Raw genomic sequence first — 20,501 nt, 5'->3', positions numbered from 1 at the left:
ATCCTGCAGAAATACCCCCGCCGAATCGAATCATGCGTGTTGCCGATTTTCACTTCGATCTGCCCGAGTCGCTGATCGCCCGTCACCCCCTGGCCGAGCGTCGTGCCAGTCGCCTGTTGCTGCTGGACGGCCCGAGTGGCGCGTTGCGTCATGGCCAGTTCACCGACGTGCTGGAGCAACTGCGCTCCGGTGATCTGATGGTGTTCAACAATACCCGGGTGATTCCGGCGCGCCTGTTCGGCCAGAAAGCGTCCGGCGGCAAGCTGGAGATACTGGTGGAGCGTGTGCTCGATCAGCACCGCGTGCTGGCCCATGTGCGCTCGAGCAAATCGCCCAAGCCGGGCTCGCAGATTCTTATCGAGGGTGGTGGCGAGGCCGAAATGGTCGCGCGCCACGATACCCTGTTCGAGCTGCGTTTCGCCGAGCCGGTGCTGGCGTTGCTGGAGCGGGTCGGCCATATGCCGTTGCCGCCTTATATAGACAGGCCGGACGACGAAGCGGATCGCGAGCGTTATCAGACCGTCTACGCCGAGAAAGCGGGCGCAGTGGCTGCGCCGACCGCGGGGCTGCACTTCGATGACGAATTGCTCGCGGCGATCCGTGCCAAGGGTGTGGAAACGGCATTCGTCACCCTGCATGTCGGCGCCGGTACCTTCCAGCCGGTGCGCGTGGAGCGCATCGAGGATCACCACATGCACAGCGAGTGGCTGGAAGTCGGCCAGGATGTCGTCGATGCCGTGGCGGCCTGTCGCGCTCGTGGCGGTCGTGTGGTCGCCGTCGGCACCACCAGTGTGCGTTCGCTGGAGACCGCGGCGCAGAGCGGCGAGTTAAAGCCGTTCAGCGGCGATACCGACATCTTCATCTACCCGGGGCGTCCGTTTCATGTCGTCGACGCGCTGGTCACCAACTTCCATTTGCCCGAGTCGACCCTGCTGATGCTGGTGTCGGCCTTCGCCGGCTATGCCGAGACCATGGCCGCCTATCGCGAGGCCGTGGCGCAGGGTTATCGCTTCTTCAGTTACGGTGATGCCATGTTCATCACCCGCAATCCCGCCGCGCGCGGGCCCGAGGTTTGAGTATGTCGCGCACCTGTCGCATGTCCTTCGAGTTGCTGGCTACCGACGGCAAGGCCCGTCGCGGCCGCCTGACCTTCCCGCGTGGCGTGGTCGATACTCCGGCCTTCATGCCGGTGGGTACCTATGGCACGGTCAAGGGCATGCTGCCGCGCGACGTCGAAGACATCGGCGCGCAGATCATTCTCGGCAACACCTTCCACCTGTGGCTACGCCCGGGTATGGAGGTGATCAAGAAGCATGGCGATTTGCACGACTTCATGCAGTGGCAGGGACCGATCCTTACCGACTCCGGCGGTTTCCAGGTGTTCAGCCTCGGGGCGATGCGCAAGATCAAGGAAGAGGGCGTGTACTTCGCCTCGCCGGTCGACGGCGCCAAGGTGTTCATGGGGCCGGAAGAGTCGATGCAGGTGCAGCGCGACCTGGGCTCGGACATCGTGATGATCTTCGACGAATGCACGCCGTACCCGGCCGAGTTCGACGTGGCCAAGCGCTCCATGGAACTGTCGCTGCGCTGGGCCAAGCGCTCCAAGACCGCGCACGGTGAAAGCACCGCGGCGCTGTTCGGCATCGTCCAGGGTGGCATGCACGAGGAGCTGCGCATGCGCTCGCTGGAGGGTTTGTGCGAGATCGGCTTCGACGGCCTGGCGATTGGCGGTCTGTCGGTCGGCGAGCCGAAGGAAGAGATGATCCGCGTGCTCGACTTCCTGCCGCCGCAGATGCCGGCCGACAAGCCACGCTACCTGATGGGCGTGGGCAAACCGGAAGACCTGGTCGAGGGCGTGCGCCGCGGTGTGGACATGTTCGACTGCGTGATGCCGACGCGTAATGCGCGCAACGGGCACCTGTTCGTCGATACCGGCGTGGTGAAGATCCGCAACGCCGTGCACAAGCTCGACGATTCGCCGCTGGATCCGACCTGCGACTGTTACACCTGCAAACACTTCTCGCGCGCTTATCTGCATCATCTGGACAAGTGCGGCGAAATGCTCGGTAGCATGCTCAATACCATCCATAACTTGCGGCATTATCAGCGGGTTATGGCTGGTTTGCGCGAGGCTATCGGACAGGGTACATTGGCCGCCTTTGTCGAAGCCTTCTATGCCAAGCGCGGCCTGCCTGTGCCGCCTCTGGACTGATTTCCCGAACGTTTGAAGATCCTTTCCATTAGGAGTGTTACATGAGCTTTTTGATCCCCGCCGCCTACGCTGACACCGCGGCTGCTGGCCCTGCCGGCAGCGGTTTCGAGTGGGTTTTCCTGATCGGCTTCCTGGTCATCTTCTATCTGATGATCTGGCGTCCGCAGGCCAAGCGTGCCAAGGAGCACAAGAACCTGCTCGGCGGCCTTCAGAAGGGCGACGAAGTCGTCACCAGCGGCGGTATCGCCGGCAAGGTGTCCAAGGTTGCCGACGATTTCGTGGTGATCGAGGTGTCTGACACCGTCGAGCTGAAGTTCCAGAAACAGGCCATCGCCGCCACCCTGCCCAAGGGCACGCTGAAAGCCATCTGATTCGGTTCTCGGTTTTTCCATTCCACGGGGCGCTTGAGGGCACTTCTAAAAACGTAGGCGAGGCAGCCAGCGCAAGGCAAAAACAGGCGAAAAAGCGCAGTTTACGAATGTAAATGAGCATTTTGATCGGACTCGCGCACGAGCCTGTTTTTTAACGCAGCGATGGCAACGCAGATAGTTTTTAGAGGTGCACTTTGGCGCCCTGCATCATAATGCGGGCGGCCCGTTCATGCTCAATAAATACCCTCTGTGGAAGTACCTGCTGATTCTGTCCGTACTGGCGATCGGCCTGGTTTACTCCATTCCAAATCTCTATCCAGACGATCCTGCCGTGCAGATCAGCGGCGCCAGCTCGGCGCTGAGCATCGAGCAGACGGATGTCGATCGTGCCAGCAAGGCGCTGACCGATGCCGGTATCCAGGTCAAGGCTGCCAGCATCGACGAGCGTGGCCGCGGCGGCCTGATTCGTCTGATCAAGCAGGATGACCAGCTGCCGGCCAAGGACATCGTCCGTCGCGCACTGGGCGATGACTACGTCGTGGCGCTGAACCTGGCGCAAACCACTCCCGACTGGCTGCGCAGCCTGGGCGCGAGCCCGATGAAGCTCGGCCTGGACCTCTCCGGGGGCGTGCACTTCCTGCTGGAAGTCGACATGGACAAGGCGCTGGACGTGCGCCGCCAGGTCTATGAAGGTGAAATCAAGAGCCTGCTGCGCAAGGAGCGCGTGCGCTATCGCAGCATGCCGGAAAGCAACGGCCGCATTCAGCTCGGCTTTGCCGACAGCGACACGCTGGACAATGCGCAGCGCCTGATTCGCAAGGATTACAGCGATTTCGAACTGACCACTGTCGAGCGCAATGGCCAGCAGGTCCTGCAACTGGGTCTGACCCAGGCGAAGATCGCCGAGATCCGTGAATACTCCATTCGCCAGAACCTCACCACCGTGCGTAACCGCGTCAACGAGCTGGGCGTAGCCGAGCCGCTGGTGCAGCGTCAGGGCGCCAACCGCATCGTGGTCGAACTGCCCGGTGTGCAGGACACCGCCGAGGCCAAGCGTATTCTCGGCAAGACCGCGAACCTGGAGTTCCGTCTGCAGGCCGATTTCGACGCGCCGCGTGGTGCGACCGAGGCTTTCGGTTTCCGCGAGGAGGGCCGTCCGCCGGTGCAGCTCGAGCGTGAGCTGATCATCACCGGTGACCAGGTTACCGACGCTCAGGCCAGCTTCGACGAGAATGGCCGTCCGCAGGTGAATATCCGCCTCGACGGTCACGGTGGCGATCTGATGAATCGCGCCACGCGTAACAACGTCGGACGCAGCATGGCGGTGATCTTCATCGAACAGAAGCCGGTCACCCGCTACGTGCGGCAGACCGTCGACGGTGTCGAGCAGGAAGTCGCTGTCTCCTCGTTCGTCGAAGAGAAGAAAATCATCAGCCTGGCCACCATTCAGTCGGCACTGGGCAGCCAGTTCCGCATCACCGGTCTGAACGGCCAGGGTGAGTCCTCGGAGCTGGCGCTGCTGCTGCGCGCCGGTGGCCTGGCTGCACCGATGTACTTCGCTGAAGAGCGCACCATCGGCCCGAGCCTGGGTGCAGAGAACATCGCCAAAGGTATCGCCTCTACCGAATGGGCGATGATCTTCGTGGCCCTCTTCATCATCGCCATCTACCGTTTCTTCGGTGTGCTGGCGACTGTCGCTCTGGCGTTCAACTTGGTGCTGCTGGTGGGCCTGATGTCTGCCATCGGCGCGACCCTGACCTTGCCGGGCATTGCCGGTATCGTCCTGACCCTGGGTATGGCGGTGGACGCCAACGTGCTGATCTTCTCGCGCATTCGCGAGGAGCTGGCCAATGGCCTGCCCGTGCAGCGCGCCCTGCATGAAGGCTTCGACCGTGCATTCTCGGCGATTCTCGACAGTAACCTGACCACCTTGCTGGTCGGCGGCATCCTGTTCGCCATGGGCACCGGCCCGGTCAAGGGCTTCGCGGTGACCATGTCTCTGGGCATCATCACTTCGATGTTCACAGCCATCATGTTCACCCGAGGTCTGGTCAACCTGATCTTCGGTGGCCGCAACGTCAAGAAGCTGTGGATCTGAGGTGCAGCCATGATCAAATCAACCATTCGTTTTATGGCGGTACGCAATATCGCCTTCGCCATGACCTTGGCGCTGACAGTGATCGGCCTGGGGGCGTTGTTCGCCAAAGGGCTTAACTTCGGCCTGGACTTCACCGGCGGCACCCTGATCGAACTGCAATACGAACAGCCGGCCAATCTTGATCGAATCAAGACCGAGCTGGGCCAGGCAGGTTATACCGATGCCGTGGTGCAGAGCTTCGGCGCCAGTACCGATGTGCTGGTGCGTCTGGCTGGCGATTCTCCCGACCTGGGTAATGAGGTCGCGGCCGCGCTGCGCAAGGTCGACGAGGCGACGCGTTTCGAGGTCAAACGCGTCGAGTTCGTCGGCCCGCAGGTGGGGGAGGAACTGCGTGACCAGGGCGGTATTGCCATGCTCCTGGCGCTGGGCGGCATCATGCTGTACCTGGCGTTTCGCTTTCAGTGGAAGTTCGGTGTCGGCGCCATCGCATCCCTTGTGCATGACGTGATCATCACCCTGGGCGTACTGGCGTTTTTCCAGATCCCGTTCGACCTGACCGTGCTGGCGGCGATCCTGGCGATGATCGGTTACTCGCTCAACGACACCATCATCATCTATGACCGTATCCGCGAGAACTTCCGGGTGCTGCGCAAGACCTCGCTGATCGAGAATATCGACGTTTCGATTACCCAGACCTTGCTGCGTACCATCGCTACATCATTGTCCACAGCACTGGCGCTGTTGGCGCTGCTGTTCTTCGGTGGTGAAGTACTGGGCGCCTTTGCTCTGACCCTGCTGGTGGGTGTCGTGGTCGGGACCTACTCGTCGGTCTATATCGGTGCCACTGTGCTGGTATGGCTGAAACTCAGCGTGGAGGATCTGATTCCTCCTGCGGCTGAAGCCGAGGCCGACGACGGCCGTCCGTAACGATGTGACAGGCTTCATGAAAGTCAGCGAAAGCCGCGGCCAGTCGAACTTGTCGCGGCTTTTTGCTGTCCTAGGCAGGGAGAAGGGCGCGAGTCGCCAAGCCTAGGAGACACATAAAATGAACAAATCACTGTTGGTAGGTGCCGTACTGGGTGCTGTGGGTGTGACCGCTGGTGGCGCTGTTGCCACTTACAGCCTGGTTGATCGTGGCCCGGATTATGCCGAGGTGCTGGCCGTAACGCCGGTCAATGAAACCGTGAAAACGCCACGGGAAGTCTGCAAGGACGTGGCGGTCACGCGTCAGCGTCCGGTACAGGATCAGCATCAGATCGCTGGCACGGCTATCGGGGCCATCGCCGGTGGTCTGCTGGGTAATCAGGTCGGCGGCGGTACCGGCAAGAAGATCGCCACCGTGGCCGGCGCTGTTGGCGGCGGTTATGCCGGCAACAAGGTTCAGGAAGGCATGCAGCAGCGTGACACTTACACCACCACCGAAACCCGCTGCAACACCGTGACCGATACCAGCGAGAAGCTGGTGGGCTACGACGTGAAGTACCAGCTGGGCGAGAAGGTCGGCACCGTGCGCATGGACCGTGATCCGGGTAGTCGCATTCCGGTCAACAAGCAGGGCGAGCTGGTGCTGGTGCGGCAGACCCAGTAGGGAGTTCGAGCCATAAAAAAGCGCCCCTCGGGGCGTTTTTTCATGGTCTGGCAGAAGCTCAGCGCTTCATCGACGGAGCCAGGTGCGGCTGGATCGCCGTCAGCACGGCCTTGAAGCACTTGGTATTGCCGGCAACGATCTGGCCCTTTTCGAGGAAGTCATGGCCGCCGCTGAAGTCGCTGACCAGGCCGCCTGCTTCCTGAATCAGTAGGGCGCCGGCAGCCATGTCCCACTCGGACAGGCCGAACTCCCAGAATGCGTCGAAGCGGCCGGCCGCAACGTACGCCAGGTCCAGACTGGCAGCGCCTGCGCGGCGGATGCCGGCGGTCTGGCCGGTCAGGCTGCGGAACATGTTGAGGTAGTTGTCCAGGTGATCGAGCTGGCCATCGCGGAACGGGAAGCCGGTGCCGAGCAGGGCACCCTCAAGGCTCTTGCGATTGCTGACGCGCAGGCGACGACCGTTGAGAGCTGCACCGCGGCCGCGGCTGGCGGTGAATTCTTCCTGGCGAACCGGGTCGAGGACAATGGCGTGCTCGAGGCGACCGCGGTATTTGCAGGCGATGCTGATGGCGAAGTGCGGCACGCCGCGAACGAAGTTGGTGGTGCCGTCCAGCGGGTCGATGATCCACTGATAATCAGCGCCTTCGCCGCTGCCTTCCAGCACGCCGCCTTCTTCGCCGAGGAAGCTGTGGGTCGGGTAAGCCTTGCGAATGGCCTGGACGATCATCAGCTCGGCGGCCTTGTCGACCTCGGTGACGTAATCCTTGGCATCCTTCTCGTCGACCGAGATGACATCCAGGCGCTCGATGGAGCGAAAGATCATTTCACCGGCGCTGCGAGCGGCGCGCAGGGCGATATTCAGCATGGGCTGCATGGGAGGTTCACCTGGGGCGTTAAAGAAAGCCGGCCATGTTAGCAGAAAACCGTTGCTGATGAAGCGCCGTCTGTACCCCGCATGGCAATCACGCCGGGGCTTGGGTAAGATCGTAGCCCCCTAATCGTTTCTGAGAGTGTCTGCGTTGCTGGACAATATTCGCGTCGTTCTGGTGGGTACCAGTCATCCGGGCAACATCGGCGGTGCCGCGCGGGCGATGAAAAACATGGGTCTGTCACGTCTGGTGCTGGTGGCTCCCGAGGATTTTCCCAGCGGCGATGCCGTTGCGCGAGCATCCGGCGCCACCGATGTGCTGGACGCCGCGCAGGTGGTCGACACGCTGGAGGAGGCGCTGGTCGGCTGCACGCTGGTCATCGGTACCAGTGCGCGCGACCGACGCATCCCCTGGCCCTTGCTCGATCCTCGCGAGTGCGGTACGACCAGTTGCGAACAGGCCGCTGCGGGTGGTGAGGTGGCGTTGGTGTTCGGCCGTGAGTACGCCGGTCTGACCAACGAGGAGCTGCAGCGATGTCAATACCACGTGCATATCCCGTCCAACCCGGAGTTCAGCTCGCTGAACCTGGCAGCGGCGGTGCAGGTGCTGGCCTATGAAGTGCGCATGGCCTGGCTGACAGCGCAAAACCTGCCGAGCAAGGTGGAGAAGCTGGAAACCACAGCGATGCTCAATTCCCAGGTCGCGACGGCGGATGAGCTGGAGTCTTTCTACGGTCATTTGCGCCGCGTGCTGGTGATGATCGGCTTTCTCGATCCGCAGAAGCCACGGCACCTGATGACTCGCCTGCGCCGCCTTTTTGGGCGCAGTGCGGTGAGCAAGCTGGAAATGAATATCCTGCGCGGCATCCTTACCGAGACAGAGAAGGCCGTGCGTGGAGAGCCTCACAAGCAGGGGAAGTCTGATGTTTGAACGCATGCGAGAAGATATCCAGAGCGTTTTTCACCGTGATCCGGCGGCGCGCAATGCCTTCGAGGTGGTGACCTGCTACCCGGGGTTGCATGCCACCTGGCTGCATCGAGTGGCTCATGCGCTATGGCGTTCGGGCTGGAAGTGGCCGGCGCGCGTGGTGTCCAACTTCGGGCGCTGGATGACCGGTATCGAGATCCATCCGGGGGCGAAGATCGGGCGGCGCTTCTTCATCGATCACGGCATGGGTATCGTGATCGGCGAAACTGCCGAGATCGGCAATGACGTGACGCTCTATCAGGGTGTGACCCTCGGCGGTACCAGCTGGAACAAGGGCAAGCGTCACCCGACTCTGGAGGATGGTGTCGTGGTCGGTGCCGGCGCCAAGGTGCTGGGGCCGTTCACTGTTGGTGCGGGCGCCAAGATCGGCTCCAATGCCGTGGTGACCAAGGCGGTGCCAGCCGGTGCGACCGCGGTCGGCATTCCCGGCAAGATCATCGTCAAGTCCGATGACGAGCAGGAGGCCAAGCGTCAGGCCATGGCCGAGAAGATCGGCTTCGATGCCTATGGCGTAGGTCAGGACATGCCTGACCCGGTGGCAAGGGCAATCGGGCAATTGCTCGACCACCTGCAGGCCGTCGATGGTCGTCTGGAGGATATCAGCAAGGCGCTGGCTTCTCTGGATTGCGACTATCGCGCCAAGGCGTTGCCGGAGCTGCGCGACGAGGATTTCGCCGAGGTCTGCAAGGGGCAGGGCGACAAGCCTGCAGCCTGATGCGCGGCGAGGTGGTCTCTGCTATCATCTCGCCTCTTTTTGCGGTCAAACCTGAGTAAATTAATAGGTCTTATAGTTGACTTAAATACTCGGGAATTGCATACTCCGCCTCAATTCAGTGATTCGTGGTAGAGCCATGCGACTGACCACCAAAGGCCGTTACGCCGTTACCGCCATGCTCGATCTGGCGCTGCACGCGCAGCATGGTCCCGTTTCCCTGGCCGATATTTCCGAGCGGCAGGGCATCTCCCTGTCCTATCTCGAGCAACTGTTCGCCAAGCTGCGCCGTGGCAACCTGGTTTCCAGTGTGCGCGGGCCGGGTGGCGGCTATCAGCTGTCGCGTGACATGCGTGGCATTCAGGTGGCCCAGGTGATCGATGCGGTCAATGAGTCCGTAGATGCCACGCGTTGCCAGGGGCAGGGCGATTGCCACTCTGGCGACACCTGTCTGACCCATCATCTGTGGTGCGATCTCAGTCAGCAAATTCATGAATTCCTCAGTGGCATCAGTCTGGCCGATCTGGTCGTGCGCCGTGAGGTTCAAGAGGTCGCGTTGCGCCAGGATCAGCGTCGCTGCTCCGGCAGAGGCACTGCGCCGCATTTGGATAAGATTGAAGCGTCTGCCATCGAGTGAGCAGGGCGTTTGCCTGATAGGAGAAACCCAATGAAATTGCCTATTTACCTCGATTACTCCGCCACAACGCCGGTCGATCCGCGTGTCGCGCAGAAGATGAGCGAGTGCCTGCTGGTCGACGGTAACTTCGGCAACCCGGCTTCGCGCTCCCACGTATTTGGCTGGAAGGCCGAAGAGGCGGTGGAGAACGCCCGCCGTCAGGTCGCCGAACTGGTCAATGCCGACCCGCGCGAAATCGTCTGGACCAGCGGTGCCACCGAGTCCGACAACCTCGCCATCAAGGGCGTGGCGCATTTCTACGCCAGCAAGGGCAAGCACATCATTACCTCGAAGATCGAGCACAAGGCGGTGCTGGACACCACGCGTCAGCTCGAGCGCGAAGGTTTCGAAGTGACCTATCTGGAGCCGGGCGAAGATGGCCTGATCACGCCGGCCATGGTCGAAGCCGTGCTGCGTGACGACACCACGCTGGTGTCGCTCATGCACGTCAACAACGAAATCGGCACCGTCAATGACATCGCCGCCATCGGCGAGTTGACCCGCTCCCGTGGCGTGCTGCTGCACGTCGATGCGGCGCAGTCCACCGGCAAGGTGGAAGTCGACCTGGAGAAGATGAAGGTCGACCTGATGTCCTTCTCCGCGCACAAGACTTATGGCCCCAAAGGCGTTGGCGCCCTGTACGTGCGTCGCAAGCCGCGCGTACGTCTGGAGGCGCAGACTCACGGTGGCGGTCACGAGCGCGGCATGCGTTCGGGCACGCTGGCCACTCACCAGTGCGTCGGCATGGGTGAAGCCTTCCGCATCGCCAAGGAAGAGATGGCGGCGGAAAACCAGCGTATCACTGCCCTGCGTGACCGTTTCTATCGCCAGCTCGAAGACATGGAAGAGTTGTACGTCAACGGCAGCCTGACTGCCCGCGTGCCGCACAATCTCAACCTCAGCTTCAACTACGTCGAGGGCGAGTCGCTGATCATGGCGCTCAAGGACCTCGCCGTATCGTCCGGTTCGGCCTGCACCTCGGCTTCCCTGGAGCCGTCTTACGTGCTGCGCGCCCTGGGCCGCAACGATGAGCTGGCGCATAGCTCGATTCGCTTCACCTTCGGTCGCTTCACCACCGAAGAAGAAGTCGACTACGCCGCTGCCAAGGTCCGCGAAGCGGTGGACAAGCTGCGCGAGTTGTCGCCCCTGTGGGATATGTTCAAAGAAGGTGTCGACCTTTCCTCCGTGGAATGGGCAGCACACTGATAGCTGCCTGAAGAGCGGCACCTGATGAGAGAGGAAATACAACATGGCTTACAGTGACAAGGTCATCGACCACTACGAAAACCCCCGCAACGTCGGCAAGCTGAACGCCGAAGATCCCGATGTAGGTACCGGCATGGTCGGTGCGCCGGCCTGCGGCGACGTGATGCGCCTGCAGATCAAGGTCAGCGAAAGCGGCGTGATCGAAGACGCCAAGTTCAAGACCTACGGCTGCGGTTCGGCCATCGCTTCCAGCTCGCTCGCCACCGAGTGGATGAAGGGCAAGACCCTGGATGAAGCCGAAAGCATCAAGAACACCCAGCTCGCCGAAGAACTGGCGCTGCCGCCGGTGAAAATTCACTGCTCCGTACTCGCCGAAGACGCCATCAAGGCTGCTGTGCGCGATTACAAGCAGAAGAAAGGTTTGCTCTGATACGAGGTTTGCAATGGCCATCACCATGTCTGAAGCAGCTGCCCGCCATGTGCAACGCTCTCTCGAAGGGCGCGGCAAGGGCGAGGGCATTCGCCTCGGTGTGCGTACTACCGGATGCTCCGGCCTGGCCTACGTGCTCGAGTTCGTCGATGAGCTGGCGGCCGAGGACCAGGTGTTCGAGAGCCACGGCGTCAAGGTGATCATCGATCCCAAGAGCCTGGTCTATCTCGACGGCACCGAATTGGACTTCGTCAAGGAAGGCCTCAACGAGGGCTTCAAGTTCAACAACCCCAACGTGCGCGGCGAATGCGGTTGCGGCGAAAGCTTCAACATTTGAGGCCCTGAATGGGTAATCCTTGCCATTTCGCCCTGTTCGACCTGCAACCGAGTTTTCGCCTCGATCTGCAGCAGTTGGCGGCACGTTACCGAGAGCTGGCGCGCCAGGTTCATCCGGATCGATTCGCCGATGCCGGCGAGCGTGAGCAGCGCCTGGCGCTGGAGCGCTCGGCCTGTCTCAACGAGGCTTATCAGGTCCTGAAAACACCGTCGCAGCGTGCGCGCTATCTGTTGGCCATGCGTGGCCCCGAGTTGCCGCTGGAAGTGACGGTGCAGGATCCGGATTTCCTTCTGCAGCAGATGCAGTTGCGTGAAGAGCTGGAAGAGCTGCAGGACGATGCAGATCTGGCCGGCGTCGCTGCCTTCAAAGGCCGCCTGAAAGCCGCGCAGGAGCAGCTCAACGAGGGCTTTGCTGCGTGCTGGGACGACGAGGCGCGCCGTGAAGAGGCCGAGCGCCTGATGCGCCGTATGCAATTCCTCGACAAGCTCTCTCATGAAGTGCGCCAGTTAGAAGAGCGCCTCGACGATTAACCTGTAGGTTGCTTCGGCAGCCTGCCTGATGATTTCAAGAAGACCATGGCCTTATTGCAGATCGCCGAGCCAGGGCAGAGCCCACAACCGCACCAGCGTCGGCTGGCAGTGGGCATCGACCTGGGCACCACCAACTCGCTGGTCGCTGCCGTGCGCAGTGGTCTGGCCGAACCTCTGGCTGATGCTGATGGCAGCGTCATCCTGCCCTCTGCCGTGCGTTATCACGCCGCAAGCATCGAGGTGGGCGAGTCGGCCAAGCTGGCGGCCGCCAGCGATCCACTCAATACCGTGTTGTCGGTCAAGCGCCTGATGGGGCGCGGTATCGCCGACGTGCATCAGCTCGGCGAACAGTTGCCGTATCGCTTCGCTGCCGGCGAATCGCACATGCCCTTCATCGAGACGGTGCAGGGGGCGAAGAGCCCGGTCGAGGTTTCGGCTGAAATTCTCAAAACCCTTCGCCTGCGCGCCGAGCAGACCCTGGGCGGTGAGCTGGTGGGCGCGGTGATCACCGTGCCGGCCTATTTCGACGATGCCCAGCGTCAGGCCACCAAGGACGCTGCACGTCTCGCCGGCCTGACCGTGCTGCGACTGCTCAACGAGCCGACCGCTGCTGCGGTCGCCTATGGCCTGGATCAGAAGGCCGAAGGCGTGGTCGCCATCTACGATCTCGGTGGCGGCACCTTCGATATTTCCATTCTGCGTCTGACTGGCGGGGTGTTCGAGGTGTTGGCCACCGGTGGCGACAGCGCCCTGGGTGGTGATGATTTCGATCATGCCGTGGCCGACTGGATCATCCAGCAGGCCGGTATTTCCAACGACCTCGACCCGGCCGCCCAGCGCCGCCTGCTGCAGGCTGCATGCGCGGCGAAGGAAGCGCTCACGGACGCCGACAGTGTCGAGCTGAGCTATGGCGACTGGCATGGTTCGCTGTCGCGCGAGCAATTCGAAGCGCTGATCGAGCCGATGGTCGCGCGCAGCCTCAAGGCCTGCCGCCGCGCCGTACGCGATTCGGGTATCGAGCTGGAAGAAGTCAGTGCGGTGGTCATGGTCGGTGGTTCGACCCGTGTGCCGCGTGTGCGCGGGGCGGTGGGTGAGCTGTTCGGTCGTGCGCCGCTGACCAATATCGACCCTGACCAGGTGGTGGCCATTGGTGCGGCGATCCAGGCCGACGCCCTGGCCGGCAACCAGCGTGAGGATGGCGAGGAGCTGTTGCTGCTGGACGTGATTCCCTTGTCGCTCGGCCTGGAAACCATGGGCGGGCTGATGGAGAAGGTGATTCCGCGCAATACCACCATTCCGGTGGCGCGTGCGCAGGAGTTCACCACCTACAAGGATGGCCAGACGGCGATGATGATTCACGTGCTGCAGGGCGAGCGCGAACTGATCGCCGACTGCCGTTCCCTGGCGCGTTTCGAGTTGCGCGGTATCCCGCCGATGGTCGCCGGAGCGGCGAAGATCCGTGTGGCCTTCCAGGTCGATGCCGACGGCCTGCTCAGCGTCGCAGCGCGCGAGCTGAGTTCCGGCGTCGAGGCGAGCATTCAGGTCAAGCCGTCCTACGGCCTGACCGATGGTGAGATCGCGCGCATGTTGCAGGACTCCTTCCAGAACGCCGGAGACGACAAGGCGGCGCGTGTGCTGCGTGAGCAGCAGGTCGATGCCCAGCGTCTGATCGAGGCGGTCGAGGGGGCGCTGGAGGCCGATGGCGATCGTCTGCTGGATGCCGAGGAGCGCGAAGTCATCGAGCTGCAGGTGCAGGAGCTTCGCGATCTGCTTGCCGGCACCGATGGTCTGGCGATCGAGCGACAGACCAAACGCCTGTCGCAGGTCACCGATGCCTTCGCCGCCAGGCGACTGGATTCGACGGTTAAAGCCGTGCTGGCCGGGCGCAATCTCAACGAGATCGAGGAATAATTGATGCCGCAGGTAATTTTTCTGCCTCACGAGCGATTCTGCCCGGATGGCCTGGTGGTCGAGGCCGAGCCTGGCATTTCCATCCTCGAGCTGGCGCATGAGCACCATATCGAGATGGAAAGCGCTTGCGGTGGCGTGTGCGCCTGCACCACCTGTCACTGCATCGTGCGCGAAGGCTTCGACTCGCTGAACGAGGCGGACGAGCTGGAAGAGGACTACCTGGACAAGGCCTGGGGGCTCGAAGCTCAGTCGCGCCTGGCCTGTCAGGCCATCGTCGGCGAGAACGACCTCACCGTCGAGATTCCCAAGTATTCGCTCAACCACGCTGCTGAAGCGCCGCATTAATCCGGGAGGCGTCTGTCATGAGTCTGAAATGGGTCGATGTCCTGGATATCGCCATCGAGCTGAGCGAGCAGAAGCCGGATGTCGATCCGCGCTACGTCAATTTCGTCGATCTGCGCAGCTGGGTGCTGGCGTTGCCCGAGTTCTCCGACGATCCGCAACGCGGTGGGGAAAAGGTGCTAGAAGCCATCCAGGCAGCCTGGATCGAAGAAGCCCAGTAGGGCATGGCTCGGAGGGGCGGAGTATCGGCGCGACAGTCCCGGATTACGCCCGAGCTACAGACCCGGCGCCGCAAGCGCGGGTTTCGCTGCGTAGCTTTTACTTGCAGCTTGTGGCTTGCCGCCTGTGGCTGCGCTCTCATAACCCGCGTATAATTCGCGGGTTTAATTTTTCGCTTTAACCCTAAAGTTTCTGGAGCTTCACATGGCCGTTCAACGTACTTTCTCCATCATCAAGCCTGACGCCGTCGCCAAGAACGTCATCGGCGAGATCACCACCCGTTTCGAAAAGGCCGGCCTGCGTGTCGTAGCTTCGAAAATGGTGCAACTGTCCGAGCGCGAAGCTGCCGGCTTCTACGCAGAGCACAGCGAGCGCGGCTTCTTCAAGGACCTGGTCGCCTTCATGACTTCCGGCCCGGTCATCGTTCAGGTTCTGGAAGGCGAGAACGCCGTTGCCAAGAACCGCGAACTGATGGGCGCTACCAACCCGAAAGAAGCTGCTGCCGGCACCATCCGTGCTGATTTCGCCGTTTCCATCGACGAAAACGCCGTTCACGGTTCGGATTCCGAAGCTTCCGCTGCCCGCGAGATCGCTTACTTCTTCTCCGCTACCGAGCAGTGCGCGCGCATTCGCTGATACGGCGAATGATGCGAGGGTGAAGCCATGACCAATACCACCGGCAAGATCAACCTGCTGGGCCTGACCCAGCCGGAAATGGAACAGTTCTTCGAGTCCATCGGCGAGAAGCGCTTCCGTGCCGGCCAGGTAATGAAGTGGATTCACCACTTTGGCGTCGATGATTTCGCCGCCATGACCAATGTCGGCAAGGCCTTGCGCGAGAAGCTCGAGGCCTCTGCCGAGATTCGCGGCCCTGAAGTGGTCAGCGAAAATATTTCCGCCGATGGCACGCGCAAGTGGGTGGTGCGTGTGGCGTCTGGCAGCTGCGTGGAAACCGTGTACATCCCGCAGAACGGCCGTGGCACCCTGTGTGTGTCGTCACAGGCCGGCTGTGCTCTGGATTGCAGCTTCTGCTCCACTGGCAAGCAGGGCTTCAACAGCGACCTGACCAGCGCCGAGATCATCGGTCAGGTGTGGATCGCCAACAAATCCTTCGGCAGCGTGCCGGCGAAGATCGATCGCGCCATCACCAATGTGGTGATGATGGGCATGGGCGAGCCGCTGCTGAACTTCGACAACGTCGTCTCCGCCATGCAGATCATGATGGACGACCTCGGCTATGGCATTTCCAAGCGCAAGGTGACCTTGTCCACCTCCGGCGTGGTGCCGATGATCGACAAGCTGGCCGAAGTGATCGACGTGTCGCTGGCCCTGTCGCTGCACGCGCCCAACGACGAGCTGCGCAACCAGCTGGTGCCGATCAACAAGAAGTATCCGCTGGACATGCTGCTGGCGGCTTGCAAGCGCTACATCTCCAAACTGGGCGAGAAGCGTGTGCTGACCATCGAGTACACCCTGCTCAAGGGCGTCAACGATCAGCCCGAGCATGCTGAGCAGATGATCGCACTTCTGGCCGATGTACCTTGCAAGATCAACCTGATTCCGTTTAATCCCTTCCCCTTCTCGGGGTACGAGCGGCCGAGCAATAACGCCATTCGCCGCTTCCAGGACCTGTTGCACAAGGCCGGGCATAACGTCACGGTACGCACCACCCGTGGTGACGATATCGACGCCGCGTGCGGCCAACTGGTTGGCCAGGTCATGGACCGTACTCGGCGCAGCGAGCGTTATATCGCCGTGCGTCAGCTGGGCAGCGAGGCGCAAGAGCCTCGCGCCACCGCCAATCGAAATTGAAGAGAGGATGTCCATGACCTTGCGCCCTGCGCTGTTATTGCTCGTTGCCAGCCTGCTCGGTGGGTGTGTGACCACCGGCGATGTCGACCCCATGCGTACGGCGAAAGGGCGTGACGAAGCACGTGATGCCTATGTCCAGCTAGGCATCGCCTATATCCAGCAGGGCGATACCCAGCTCGCCAAGGTACCGTTGAAGAACGCGCTGGAGCTTGACTCCTCCAATGCCGATGCTCATGCCGCGCTGGCCATGGCCTTTCAATTGGAAATGGAGCCGAAACTGGCCGACGAGCATTTTCGCAAGGCGCTGTCCCAGCGGCCAGCGGATGCCCGTCTGCTGAACAATTACGGCGGTTTCCTGTTCGAGCAGAAGCGCTATCAGGAGGCCATGAGCACCTACCTCAAGGCCGCCGAGGACAATCTCTATCCCGAGCGCTCCCGAGTGTTCGAGAACCTTGGTATGACGGCTCTGCAACTCGGTCAGCGTGAGCAGGCCAAAGAGTATTTCCAGCGTGCGTTGCGCCTCAGCAGCCGCCAGCCGCGCGCGTTGCTGGAAATGGCGCTGCTGTCCTACGAGGACAAGGAGTACGTGCCGTCGCGTCGCTACTACGACAGCTACAGCGAAATGGCGCCGCAAAGCGCTCGCAGCCTGCTCCTGGGCGCGCGACTGGCCGAGATATTCGAGGACCGTGACCGGGCAGCCAGCCTGGGGCTGCAATTACGGCGCCTGTATCCGGCTTCTCAGGAATATCAGCAATTTGTTTCGGGGCAAAAATGAAAGCCGCGCATAGCGAAGTGACTCAGCCGACGCCGAACAATCCGGGCGAAAGCCTGCGGCAGGCCCGTGAGCTCAAGGGCTGGAGCGTCGCCGAAGTAGCGGCTCAGCTCAATCTGACTCCGCAGCGTCTCACCCAGCTCGAGGCCGGTGCTTTCGACAAGCTGCCGGGCACCACGTTTGCCCGTGGCTACATTCGTGCTTACGCCAAGCTGCTCGAAATGGATCAGAACCGTCTGGTGATGGAGTTCGATCAGTTCACCGGCACCGACGCCACCGGCAGCAGCGTGCATGCACTGGGCCGTATCGAAGAGCCCGTACGTTATTCGCAGAGTATCCTGCGTCTGGTCAGTTTTCTGTTGCTGCTGGCATTGATAGGCGGTGGTTTTGTCTGGTGGCAGGACCAGGGCCGTTCGGTGACCAGTCTGGCTGATCTGGGGCTTGAGCATGTGGAAGTAGAGGGGGCCGATGGCACCACACAGGTGCACTCGCTCGCCGAGCCGGAAGATCAGGCTGTCGTTGCCGCTCAGGGCGATGAGCAGAGCAGCCCGCTGTTGCTGCCGGTCGAACCGGGCGAAACCCCGGAAGGCAGCGGTGCCGCCGAACAGCCTGCTGCCGAGTCCGCGGCGACTGTGGGTGAGGCTGCCGAAGCCGCGCCGGAGACCCCGCTTGCTACCGAACAGAATCAGCCGGCAGTGACCGCCACCGCGCCGGCTCCCGCCGCTGAGCCTGCTGCACCTGTAGCGGTGCCGGCAGGGCAGGGCGCACTCAATGTGCAGTTCACCGCCGATTGCTGGACGCAGGTGACCGATGCCGATGGCAAGGTCCTGGTTAGCGCCCTCAAGCGTAGCGGCGAGCGCATCGAACTGACCGGCAAGGCGCCGCTGAAGTTACACCTGGGCTTTGCCCGGGGCGCTCAGGTGACCTACAACGGTGAAAGCGTTGACGTCACGCCGCATATCTCTGGCGAAACCGCGCGCCTGACACTGGGGATGTAAAGCATGCATTGCGAATCGCCGATCAAGCGCCGACAGTCGCGCAAGATCTGGGTTGGCTCGGTACCGGTCGGCGGCGATGCGCCGATTGCCGTGCAGAGCATGACCAATACCGACACCAACGATGTGGCCGCCACCGTAGCGCAGATCCGTCGTCTGGAAGATGCCGGCGCCGATATCGTGCGCGTTTCCGTGCCGGACATGGACGCCGCCGAGGCCTTTGGCCGTATCAAGCAGCAGGTGCGTGTGCCGTTGGTGGCCGATATTCACTTCGACTATCAGATCGCCCTGCGCGTGGCTGAGCTGGGCGTCGACTGCCTGCGTATCAATCCGGGCAACATCGGCCGTGAGGACCGCGTCAAGGCGGTGGTCGAGGCTGCGCGCGACAAGGGCATCCCGATCCGCATCGGCGTCAACGCCGGTTCACTGGAGAAGGATCTGCAGAAGAAATACGGCGAGCCGACGCCAGAAGCGCTGGTCGAGTCCGCCCTGCGCCATGTCGAGCACCTGGATCGCCTGAACTTCCCCGATTTCAAGGTCAGCGTAAAGGCTTCCGACGTATTCATGGCCGTCGAGGCTTATCGCCTGCTGGCCAAGCAGATTGAGCAGCCGCTGCACCTGGGGATCACCGAGGCCGGTGGCCTGCGCTCCGGTACGGTCAAGTCGGCAGTCGGCCTGGGCATGCTGCTGGCCGAAGGTATTGGCGATACCATCCGCATCTCCCTGGCCGCCGATCCGGTGGAGGAGATCAAGGTCGGTTTCGACATCCTCAAGTCCCTGCGCCTGCGCTCGCGTGGCATCAACTTCATCGCCTGCCCGAGCTGCTCGCGGCAGAACTTCGATGTGGTCAAGACCATGAACGAGCTGGAAGCTCGCGTCGAGGATCTGCTGGTGCCGCTGGATGTGGCGGTGATCGGCTGCGTGGTCAACGGTCCCGGCGAAGCCAAAGAGGCGCATGTCGGCCTTACCGGCGGTAGCCCGAACAACCTGGTCTATATCGATGGCAAGCCGGCCTCGAAGCTGACCAACGAAAATCTGGTGGACGAGCTGGAGAAGCTCATCCGCGACAAGGCGGCCGAAAAGGCTGCCGCCGATGCTGCCGTGATCGTGCGCAGCTGATCCGTGCGTAAGGAAGACAATTGAGCAAGTCCCTGCAAGCCATTCGTGGCATGAACGACATCCTGCCGGAGCAGACGCCTGCCTGGCGCTACCTGGAAAGTACGCTGGTCAGCCTGCTCGATGGCTATGGCTACAAGGAAATCCGCCTGCCCATCGTCGAGTACACCGAGCTGTTCGCTCGCGGTATCGGCGAAGGCACCGATGTGGTCGACAAGGAGATGTACACCTTCCTCGACCGCAACGAAGAATCCCTGACCCTGCGCCCCGAAGGCACCGCCGGCTGCGTGCGTGCCGTGCTCGAGCATGGTCTGTCCGGTGGCGGCCAGGTGCAGAAACTCTGGTACGCGGGCCCGATGTTCCGCTACGAAAAGCCGCAAAAGGGCCGCTATCGCCAGTTCCACCAAGTCGGCGTGGAAGCCTTCAACCTGCCGGGGCCGGACGTCGATGCCGAGCTGATCGTGCTCACCTGGCGTCTGTGGAAGCAGCTCGGCCTGGCCGATGCGGTGACCCTGCAGCTCAACAGCCTGGGTTCCAGCGAGGCGCGCGCGGCTTATCGCGACGCCCTGGTGGCCTACCTGCAGGAGCGTTTCGATCAGCTCGACGAAGACAGTCAGCGCCGGCTGACCACCAACCCGCTGCGCATCCTCGATAGCAAGAACGAGACGACTCAGGCGCTGCTGGTCGGTGCGCCGACCTTGGGCGACTACCTCGACGAGGAATCGCGCCTGCACTTCGAGGGCGTCAAAGCGCGTCTGGATGCCGCCGGCATTCGCTACCAGATCAACCACAAGCTGGTGCGTGGCCTGGATTACTACAACCGCACCGTGTTCGAGTGGGTCACCGACAAGCTTGGCGCCCAGGGTACGGTGTGCGCCGGTGGCCGCTACGATGGCCTGGTGACGCAGCTGGGTGGCAAGGCTACGCCGGGCGTCGGTTTCGCCATGGGTATCGAGCGCCTGGTTCTGCTGCTGGAAACCCTGGACCTGTTGCCGGCCGAGCTTAATCGCGCCGCCGATGTCTACGTCTGCGCCTTTGGTGAAGCGGCAGAGCTGGCGGCATTGACTCTGGTCGAGGGTCTGCGCGACGAGCTACCGGGGCTGCGCCTGTTGCTCAACACCGGTGGCGGCAGTTTCAAGAGCCAGTTCAAGAAAGCCGACAAGAGCGGCGCACGTTATGCGCTGATTCTGGGGGACGACGAATTGGCGGGGCGCGTGGTAGGTTGCAAGCCGCTGCGCGACGACAGTGAACAACAAAGTGTTGCCTGGGATGCTCTGGCTGAGCATCTGGCTGCCTGCCAGCAGGCCTGAGCAGGCTC

General features: G+C 62.1%; 23 protein-coding genes. 22 read left to right on the top strand and 1 reads right to left on the bottom strand.

The features are described from left to right. Nucleotides 1-32: 32 nt before the first annotated feature. The 6 genes from queA (at nt 33) to B3P22_RS12625 (ending at nt 6,269) form a co-directional block, all read left to right on the top strand. Nucleotides 33-1,076, top strand: coding sequence for a tRNA preQ1(34) S-adenosylmethionine ribosyltransferase-isomerase QueA (gene queA / locus B3P22_RS12650; protein WP_296271193.1), 1,044 nt, complete (start codon nt 33-35; stop codon nt 1,074-1,076). Nucleotides 1,077-1,096: 20 nt separating this feature from the next. Then, nucleotides 1,097-2,212 (top strand): tRNA guanosine(34) transglycosylase Tgt, encoded by a 1,116-nt coding sequence (tgt, locus tag B3P22_RS12645; protein WP_296271242.1) that lies wholly within the window; start codon nt 1,097-1,099, stop codon nt 2,210-2,212. Between the two features lie 41 nt (nt 2,213-2,253). Further along, nucleotides 2,254-2,583 carry a preprotein translocase subunit YajC gene (yajC, locus tag B3P22_RS12640; protein ID WP_197858436.1) on the top strand — a complete coding sequence of 110 codons (330 nt, stop codon included), beginning with the start codon at nt 2,254-2,256 and terminating at the stop codon, nt 2,581-2,583. Nucleotides 2,584-2,812: 229 nt separating this feature from the next. Continuing rightward, complete coding sequence (gene secD / locus B3P22_RS12635) at nt 2,813-4,681, top strand: protein translocase subunit SecD (protein WP_296271192.1); 1,869 nt, start codon at nt 2,813-2,815, stop codon at nt 4,679-4,681. Nucleotides 4,682-4,693: 12 nt separating this feature from the next. After that, nucleotides 4,694-5,608 (top strand): protein translocase subunit SecF, encoded by a 915-nt coding sequence (gene secF / locus B3P22_RS12630; protein WP_197858520.1) that lies wholly within the window; start codon nt 4,694-4,696, stop codon nt 5,606-5,608. Between the two features lie 118 nt (nt 5,609-5,726). Beyond that, complete coding sequence (locus tag B3P22_RS12625) at nt 5,727-6,269, top strand: glycine zipper 2TM domain-containing protein (RefSeq protein ID WP_296271191.1); 543 nt, start codon at nt 5,727-5,729, stop codon at nt 6,267-6,269. A 58-nt stretch (nt 6,270-6,327) separates the two neighbouring features. On the opposite strand, the gene suhB is transcribed toward B3P22_RS12625, so the two are convergent. Continuing rightward, on the bottom strand, nt 6,328-7,143 hold the full coding sequence (gene suhB / locus B3P22_RS12620; protein WP_197858442.1) for an inositol-phosphate phosphatase: 816 nt from the start codon (nt 7,141-7,143) through the stop codon (nt 6,328-6,330). Between the two features lie 145 nt (nt 7,144-7,288). Between suhB and trmJ the strand changes: the two genes are divergently transcribed. The 16 genes from trmJ to hisS all read left to right on the top strand — a co-directional run bounded on the left by trmJ (nt 7,289) and on the right by hisS (nt 20,493). Continuing rightward, nucleotides 7,289-8,068, top strand: a complete 780-nt coding sequence (gene trmJ / locus B3P22_RS12615) for a tRNA (cytosine(32)/uridine(32)-2'-O)-methyltransferase TrmJ (RefSeq protein ID WP_275546056.1) — start codon at nt 7,289-7,291, stop codon at nt 8,066-8,068. Beyond that, nucleotides 8,061-8,840 carry a serine O-acetyltransferase gene (gene cysE / locus B3P22_RS12610; protein ID WP_296271190.1) on the top strand — a complete coding sequence of 260 codons (780 nt, stop codon included), beginning with the start codon at nt 8,061-8,063 and terminating at the stop codon, nt 8,838-8,840. The genes trmJ and cysE overlap by 8 nt, the downstream gene beginning before the upstream one ends. 136 nt (nt 8,841-8,976) lie before the next feature. Further along, nucleotides 8,977-9,474, top strand: a complete 498-nt coding sequence (iscR, locus tag B3P22_RS12605) for a Fe-S cluster assembly transcriptional regulator IscR (RefSeq protein ID WP_197858445.1) — start codon at nt 8,977-8,979, stop codon at nt 9,472-9,474. 30 nt (nt 9,475-9,504) lie between these two features. After that, nucleotides 9,505-10,719, top strand: coding sequence for an IscS subfamily cysteine desulfurase (locus tag B3P22_RS12600; protein ID WP_197858447.1), 1,215 nt, complete (start codon nt 9,505-9,507; stop codon nt 10,717-10,719). A gap of 43 nt (nt 10,720-10,762) precedes the next feature. Continuing rightward, nucleotides 10,763-11,149 carry a Fe-S cluster assembly scaffold IscU gene (iscU, locus tag B3P22_RS12595; protein WP_017362576.1) on the top strand — a complete coding sequence of 129 codons (387 nt, stop codon included), beginning with the start codon at nt 10,763-10,765 and terminating at the stop codon, nt 11,147-11,149. 13 nt (nt 11,150-11,162) lie between these two features. Then, nucleotides 11,163-11,486 (top strand): iron-sulfur cluster assembly protein IscA, encoded by a 324-nt coding sequence (iscA, locus tag B3P22_RS12590; protein ID WP_197858449.1) that lies wholly within the window; start codon nt 11,163-11,165, stop codon nt 11,484-11,486. Nucleotides 11,487-11,494: 8 nt separating this feature from the next. Further along, entirely contained in the window at nt 11,495-12,016 is a 522-nt protein-coding gene (hscB, locus tag B3P22_RS12585) for a co-chaperone HscB (RefSeq protein WP_197858451.1), read from the top strand. Nucleotides 12,017-12,061: 45 nt separating this feature from the next. Beyond that, complete coding sequence (hscA, locus tag B3P22_RS12580; RefSeq protein WP_296271189.1) at nt 12,062-13,927, top strand: Fe-S protein assembly chaperone HscA; 1,866 nt, start codon at nt 12,062-12,064, stop codon at nt 13,925-13,927. Nucleotides 13,928-13,930: 3 nt separating this feature from the next. Next, nucleotides 13,931-14,272, top strand: coding sequence for an ISC system 2Fe-2S type ferredoxin (fdx, locus tag B3P22_RS12575; protein ID WP_296271188.1), 342 nt, complete (start codon nt 13,931-13,933; stop codon nt 14,270-14,272). Nucleotides 14,273-14,289: 17 nt separating this feature from the next. Continuing rightward, nucleotides 14,290-14,490, top strand: a complete 201-nt coding sequence (gene iscX / locus B3P22_RS12570; RefSeq protein WP_197858456.1) for a Fe-S cluster assembly protein IscX — start codon at nt 14,290-14,292, stop codon at nt 14,488-14,490. A gap of 202 nt (nt 14,491-14,692) precedes the next feature. Then, nucleotides 14,693-15,124 (top strand): nucleoside-diphosphate kinase, encoded by a 432-nt coding sequence (gene ndk / locus B3P22_RS12565; protein WP_003459696.1) that lies wholly within the window; start codon nt 14,693-14,695, stop codon nt 15,122-15,124. A gap of 27 nt (nt 15,125-15,151) precedes the next feature. Beyond that, entirely contained in the window at nt 15,152-16,300 is a 1,149-nt protein-coding gene (rlmN, locus tag B3P22_RS12560; RefSeq protein ID WP_197858458.1) for a 23S rRNA (adenine(2503)-C(2))-methyltransferase RlmN, read from the top strand. Nucleotides 16,301-16,313: 13 nt separating this feature from the next. Then, a complete protein-coding gene (gene pilW, locus B3P22_RS12555; RefSeq protein ID WP_275545988.1) occupies nt 16,314-17,075 on the top strand; it encodes a type IV pilus biogenesis/stability protein PilW in 762 nt (253 codons plus the stop codon). Beyond that, a complete protein-coding gene (locus B3P22_RS12550) occupies nt 17,072-18,070 on the top strand; it encodes a helix-turn-helix domain-containing protein (RefSeq protein ID WP_296271187.1) in 999 nt (332 codons plus the stop codon). Before pilW ends, B3P22_RS12550 begins: the two co-directional genes overlap by 4 nt. Before the next feature lie 3 nt (nt 18,071-18,073). After that, a complete protein-coding gene (gene ispG / locus B3P22_RS12545) occupies nt 18,074-19,186 on the top strand; it encodes a flavodoxin-dependent (E)-4-hydroxy-3-methylbut-2-enyl-diphosphate synthase (RefSeq protein ID WP_296271186.1) in 1,113 nt (370 codons plus the stop codon). Nucleotides 19,187-19,206: 20 nt separating this feature from the next. Further along, on the top strand, nt 19,207-20,493 hold the full coding sequence (gene hisS, locus B3P22_RS12540; RefSeq protein WP_296271185.1) for a histidine--tRNA ligase: 1,287 nt from the start codon (nt 19,207-19,209) through the stop codon (nt 20,491-20,493). Nucleotides 20,494-20,501 lie beyond the last annotated feature (8 nt).

The organism is Pseudomonas sp. UBA6323, assembly GCF_002439135.1.
In the GTDB taxonomy this organism is placed as follows: domain Bacteria; phylum Pseudomonadota; class Gammaproteobacteria; order Pseudomonadales; family Pseudomonadaceae; genus Aquipseudomonas.
The sequence above is the reverse complement of the archived record's forward strand: the minus strand, read 5'-3'. Positions and strand labels throughout refer to the sequence as shown.